The sequence below is a fragment of the Vicinamibacteria bacterium genome, assembly GCA_035620555.1.
In the GTDB taxonomy this organism is placed as follows: domain Bacteria; phylum Acidobacteriota; class Vicinamibacteria; order Marinacidobacterales; family SMYC01; genus DASPGQ01.
In genome coordinates this window covers 1-5942 of record DASPGQ010000458.1, presented here as the reverse complement: position 1 = coordinate 5942, position 5942 = coordinate 1, and the positions used below count along the sequence as shown (strand labels likewise).

6 protein-coding genes are annotated in these 5942 nt (G+C 63.3%); 5 read left to right on the top strand and 1 reads right to left on the bottom strand.

Translation table 11 applies throughout. The annotated features are described in order from the left end of the window. Positions 1 to 605, bottom strand: a 605-nt coding sequence (locus VEK15_18660; protein HXV62728.1) for a response regulator, incomplete at its 3' end; no start/stop codon positions are given. Positions 606 to 896: 291 nt separating this feature from the next. Between VEK15_18660 and VEK15_18655 the strand changes: the two genes are divergently transcribed. From VEK15_18655 to VEK15_18635, 5 genes are all read left to right on the top strand, one after another. Beyond that, complete coding sequence (locus VEK15_18655) at positions 897 to 1427, top strand: O-acetyl-ADP-ribose deacetylase (GenBank protein ID HXV62727.1); 531 nt, start codon at positions 897 to 899, stop codon at positions 1425 to 1427. Between the two features lie 28 nt (positions 1428 to 1455). Beyond that, a complete protein-coding gene (locus VEK15_18650; protein HXV62726.1) occupies positions 1456 to 2313 on the top strand; it encodes a phytanoyl-CoA dioxygenase family protein in 858 nt (285 codons plus the stop codon). 168 nt (positions 2314 to 2481) lie between these two features. After that, positions 2482 to 3783, top strand: a complete 1302-nt coding sequence (locus VEK15_18645) for a hypothetical protein (GenBank protein HXV62725.1) — start codon at positions 2482 to 2484, stop codon at positions 3781 to 3783. Between the two features lie 71 nt (positions 3784 to 3854). Further along, positions 3855 to 5684 (top strand): prepilin-type N-terminal cleavage/methylation domain-containing protein, encoded by a 1830-nt coding sequence (locus tag VEK15_18640; protein HXV62724.1) that lies wholly within the window; start codon positions 3855 to 3857, stop codon positions 5682 to 5684. Continuing rightward, positions 5681 to 5942: hypothetical protein (locus VEK15_18635; protein ID HXV62723.1), on the top strand; the 262-nt coding region annotated here is incomplete at its 3' end. The genes VEK15_18640 and VEK15_18635, both read left to right, overlap by 4 nt.

Genomic DNA, 5942 nt, shown 5'->3' with positions numbered 1-5942 from the left:
CGCAGCTGGCGGACCGTGTCTTCGAGCTCAGCCAGCCGTGCCGGGGATGGATGTTCTTGGGGCGGTTCCGGTGGTGTCGAGACGGCGCCGAGAGTGCCGTACTCGTCGATCTCTTCGAGAATAGATGCTGTCTCGGGATCGAGCAGTTCCGCTAGCCAAGGCTCGGTCAAGCCACCCTGAGGGAACTCTGCTTGTCGTGCGGGAGCCTGCGCTTCGAGCCGCTCGTTGACCGGGAGGTCGATCTTGTTTGCCAGGACGGTCCGAATCTCGTGGTCGGTGACGTCGCGTTTGTCCCAGTAGGCATCGGCATGGACCTTGAGCTTCTCGTGGAGTTTGAGGTCGGCCCGAGGAACGGTCGATGTCGTCAAGAAAACCGGAACCATGCGCCTCAGCTTCTTGACTTTGCTGAACCAGGCGAAGCCTTCCTTGCTCGGGAGATCCACCGCGATGAAAACGGCTTCGGGCGAGAGTCGTGCTAAATGGTCGAGGGCCTCGTCCCCGGCTCGCACGCGGACGAGCCGGTAACCTTCGGGTTCGACGATGGCTGTCAGCCGTCTGCCGAAGTTCTCGTCATTGTCGATGACCAGGATGTGACGTTCGGACATACCTCGCTCGGGGCCGGTCGAACTGCTCGCGGATGTTCTTGTGTTTGGGCTCGAAAATAGGATAACAAACTCCAGCACCAAAGGGATGGGCCATCGAGGTGCCGTCTTCGGCTCGAACGAAGGCTCGGCGGCCCGTCACAACCGGTACAATGTCTCTTCGATTCCGTGGAGGTGGAACAGCTTGGCAGGGTCGGGTCGTCCCCTTCGATTACAGCGAGCGGGGCCGGACCAGCAAGCGGGCGCCAACCTGCCTGACGTTCCAACGAGCCACGACGACACGGGAGAACAAACATGGTGACGTACCTTGGGGGGCGGGTGGAGATTGTTAGCGGCGACATCACGGCACTCGGGGTGGGTGCGGTCGTCAACGCCGCCAACCAGACGCTCCTCGGCGGGGGGGGCGTCGACGGTGCCATCCATCGCGCGGCGGGGCCGCAGCTCCGCGAAGAGTGCCGCAAGCTCGGTGGTGCCAAGACGGGAGAGGCAAAGATTACTGGGGGCTACGACCTGAAGGCGAAGTACGTCATTCACGCCGTCGGTCCGGTGTGGCGTGGCGGCAACAATCGCGAGCCAGCGCTTCTTGCGAGTTGCTACGAGCAGAGCCTCAGACTCGCTCGCGACATGAGTCTCGAATCGGTCGCATTTCCTTCGATTTCCACCGGCGCCTATGGCTTTCCCATCGAGAGGGCGGCGCCCATCGCGCAGTCAACGGTGAGAAGCTGGCTCGAGAGCAACGCTCTTCCTCTCAAGGTCGTGTTCTGCTGCTTTTCCGACAGCGATCGCATTCTTTACGAGCATATCGCTCGAAATGAGCTGGGCTGAGTCAGCCCCGAGCGAAGTCTGTGCAGTCGTGAAAAGAGCGCTAACGGCCGCAGAGGTCGACTCTTACCAAACGCGGGGCGTCGTCCTGGTCGAACGGGCCGTATCCCCCAAGTGGATCGAGCGCCTTGGCGAGTTGCTCGACGGTATTCTCGAGAGGCCGAGCCCATGGTCCAGTGATACGGGAGATCGCAGCGACGAGGGGTTGGGGCGGGCGGTCGACGATCGCTATCTATGGCGTGATCACGACGTGGTGCGGCGGTTCGTTCTCGAGTCCGGTGTCGCGAGCCTGGTCGGTCAGGCGATGGGCTGCGACGAGCTGCGCTTCTATTTCGACCACTGGCTGGTCAAACATCAAGGCGAGGGAACCGAGACCCCCTGGCACCAGGATATCGCCTATTGGCCGTTCGACGGTGAGCAGGTGGGCTCGTTGTGGTTGCCTTTGAGCGAAGTCGGGGTGGGCTCCAGCGTGCTCGAGTTCGTCGAGGGATCGCATCGATGGGGCAAGCGATTCAGACCGGAGCGCTTCGTAGAGTCCGACGAAAAGAACGATTGGATCGACGGCGCCGGCGGCGAGCGAATACCGGATATCGGGGGCAACCGGAACGTTTATGACATTCTGGTATGCGCACCCATGAAGCCAGGAGACGCCGTGATCTTTTCGGCTTGGGTAGTCCATTCGGCGACGGCAAATCTGTCTGGCGCTCGCCGGGCCGCCCTCTCGACCCGCTGGTTGGGGGACGACGCCGTCTGGAAACCTCATCCCGCGGCCGACCCAACGGTTCGACAGCAGGACGTCTCGATCGAGCCGGGCTCCCTGGCCCAGGATGACGAGCGTTTCCCCATCGTATGGACGAGGCGCAAGCGAACGCCATTCGGCGAGGATTGAGCGAGCCGAAAGTCGAACGTTCTTTCACCGTTCGCCTCGCCGAGCCAGGATCTTCCACATCGGACTTCGTTCGGAGACCGCATTCTGATAGAGTTGCCCGCCGGGGACGGACACATGGGGGGCACGGAAGGACGAGGGTGTGCGCCGCTCGACTCGGTCGAGCGAGCGATGGAACCGGCTCTTCGTCCTGGACGGTTCGTTCGTCAAGGTGACACCTTCGCCTTCGTGAAGGGTCTCGAGCGACTAGCGGCCCGGATCGATCCTCTCGTCTCTAGCGAGCCGGAGCAGGCCGCGAATCTCTACGAAGCGTTGCTGGCAGGTTGCTACGCGAAGACGGAAGAGATCGATGATTCGAGCGGCAGCTTTGGTGTTTTCATGCAGCGTCTCTGCTGCCGGTGGGTCATCGCGCGACAGTCAGGTGGTCGTTCGCCGGAGGAGACGGCCAGGATCCTCGTTCGGTGGATCGACACCGATGAGTTCGGCTACACCTCGGATCTCGACCATGACGTCGTCGGCGTGCTCGACGAAAGAGGTCTCGCCGCTTTCGTCCGGCTGAGCCGAGCGAGGTTCGGAGAGGCTTCGAAAGAGGCCGGGCGCAGGGTGGGGAAGATCGGCGGGGACGCATCCTATCGCAAATGGGCGGGAGTGCTTCGTGCCTGTTACCAGGCCCAGAAAGATGCGTTCTCATACATCAGGCTCTGCAAGGAGACCGGTGCCCAGGGCAAGGACTGCCTGGCGATCGCGAACATGTTCGAAGTTCACGGGGATACTGGGCAGGCGCTTCGCTGGGTCCAGCGAGGACTTCAGATCGAGCTCATGTCGTCGCGACCCGACGTCTCGGTCTATGATCTCAAGGACCGGGAAAGGTCCCTTCTCATGGCCCTCGGGCACCCCGAAGAAGCGCTGGCGCGAGCTTGGCGGGATTTCGAGGTCAGGCCGCATTGGTTCACCTACGGCGAGCTCATGCGCTACGTCCCCGACGCGCAACGGCGTGATTGGCATGAACGCGCCATGGGTAGAGCCCGACAGGGTGACCTCACGTCGTCGGTCGAGCTCTATCTCGAGACGCGGGAAACGGAACGGTTGATCGATCACGTCACCGGAGTGACCGAGGATGCCCTCCGCGAGGTGCGTCCGAAAGTTCTTCGCAAAGCCGCCGACCGGTTGCAGCGCGACCATGCCGGGGTCGCCGCCAGACTCTATGCCGCTTTGGCCATGCGGATCGTGGGCGAGCGGAACAGCAAGTACTATCCACAAGCGCTGTCTCACCTCGAACGAGCGAAGCTCTGCTACGAGAGAGCCGGTCTCAGTCGGGGCTGGGTTGCTCTCGTCGAGGAAGTGAGGAGTCGGCACTACCGCAAATCTTCCTTCATGCCCGACTTCGAGAGGATTGTGAAGAAAGTGCCATCCCGAGACACGGCGTTTCGCCCGCGTGCCAAACGACGAGGGATGAGCCGCTCGCCCGAGTGAGCCTCGTCGGGAGAGCGTCGGGCGGCCGGTGCGTGCTCGCTTCGGGGTAGCGCCTCTGCGACCATAGGGGCGTGCACGATCGCGGTTTCAGCCTCCTGGAAGCGCTGCTCGCCCTCACCATCACCCTGGTCGTCATGGGATTGCTCGCTCAGACGATGCGTCAGATGCGGACGGTCTACCGAACGCAGAGCGATCGCGCGGCTAAATCGAGCGCAGCGACGCTAGCGCTCGACGACGTCACCTACGAGCTGTCGATCGCCGGACAGGGGCTTGGAGAGGACGTCGTCGCCGTCGTGCCGGATTCGGGCAATACGCTCACGGTCAGGTCGAACCCCGACCTCGCGGCCACTGCCCTTCGCAGCGAGTTGCGCTCGCCGGCGGACCGAGTCGTCGCCGGGGAAACAGACGAATTCTCCGTCGGCAAGCGCGTGTTGATGGCGAACTCGCGTGGGCAGGCCGAGCGCGCCGTCGTCGTGGCCACTGCAAAGGGAACGCTGAGTTTCCGGTCGCTCGAGACGACAGATGGATCGTTTCGAGCGGTGTTTCGTCCGGACGAGGGCGCCCGAGCGATGGGCCTGAGGGAGGTGCGTTACTTCATCGAGGACGGGGATCTCATCAAAGACGTCGCGGGCGTAGGGAGGCGCGTTCTGATACACGATGCCGAGTCGCTTTCGGTCGAATACCTCGACTCCGGGGGAGAAAGCGTGGCCTTCTCGAGATCCACCCAAGGCCAGAAACTCTCGGCAGTGAAGATCGAGCTTAGCGACGGCATCTCGACTCTGCGCACCGCGGTGGCACTCTCCCCCAGGTCGGGCACCGTGGATTTCGAGAGCGAGCTTTTGGGGTTTCGCCTCTCCCGCGTCTTTTATCCCATCGAAAGGCCCGCCGGGGTTGTGTCAAGAACCGGCGCGGACTGGGGCGTTCTCCTGTCCTCGGGTACTCGACCGTATCAGGATCCCGCTTATCTCTACACTTTCCCGATCGATCCGGGATTTGTGGAAGCCCGGATCGAGAACGTGGTCTGGCTCGAGGACGTTCGAAACCCGGTCGCGCTGACCTTCGGCCCGGAATCGGGCCCACTTGCCGGTTCGCTGTTCGTGGCGGCTTCAGGGCTTCGCGTCGGCCACCTCGCCCGTGTTGCCCTCGATGGCTCGGAAGAATCGACCTTCGAGGGAACCGAAGCCGTGGCGCAGGCCGGAGGAATTGCCTTCGGACCAGACGGGGGGCTCTACGTTGCCGCTCAGGAAAAAGGGGCGATCTTTCGTTTCACGTTCGATGAAACGGGCGAGCCACGAGCCCCGGAGCGCCTCTTCTCGCTCCCTGGAACGCCGGCGGGCCTCGTAGAGGGATCGGATGGACACCTGTACGTCCTGGTGAATCGTGAGGACGAAGGTTCGATCTGGAAGGTCGCGTTCGACGAGACCCTGTCGCCCGTCGGTCCGGTGGAGGTGGGGGAGCTTCCCGGCACCGCGCTCTCACTCGCGTGCGACCCCGTGGGTGGGAATTTGTTCGCCCTCGTTCGAGACGGCACGACAGATTTCCTCGTCGTCGAGCTCGACGACATCCGCCTGCGAGGCGGCTCTGTCGCGACCAGGCCCAGGGTCATCTTCTCGCTTCGGCGGTGGCAGGTCCGGCTCGAGGAGGGCCGAGTGGCACCACGTGAGCTTCCGTTTCCGCTGCAAGAGCTGCCCCAGCGGATGGCCTATCTTCGCACCGGAGAGGTTGATTTCATCGCGTTCGATTCGCTCGGCTCGCTCTATATGGGTGCCCGGGAGCGAAACCTGGTCCTCAAGTTCGAGCTCGACCGTCCGAGCGGGCGATACGCCGTGGGTGTCGCCGGAGGGGTCGTGGGCGGCTCGATCCGGCTCCACGCCTGGAAGAAGACGGCGCTGGGTCGATGAGGCGGGACGACGGGGTCGCTCTGGTCGTCGTGCTCCTGGCGATCACCGTCGTGCTGCCTCCAACGCTCGTCCTCGCGACCCTGGCCATGCGGTGGCAGCGGCAAGCGGTCGACTGGCGCGACATGCTGGAGCAGGAGTTCGCCGCACGCGCCGGTTTCGAGGAAGCGATCAACCGCCTGGTTGCCGGGGAGATCTCTGTCGCGCCCGACGAGGAGAGCCGCTTTCGTGCACCGGCTCTTGAGATCGACGTCCGTCTCT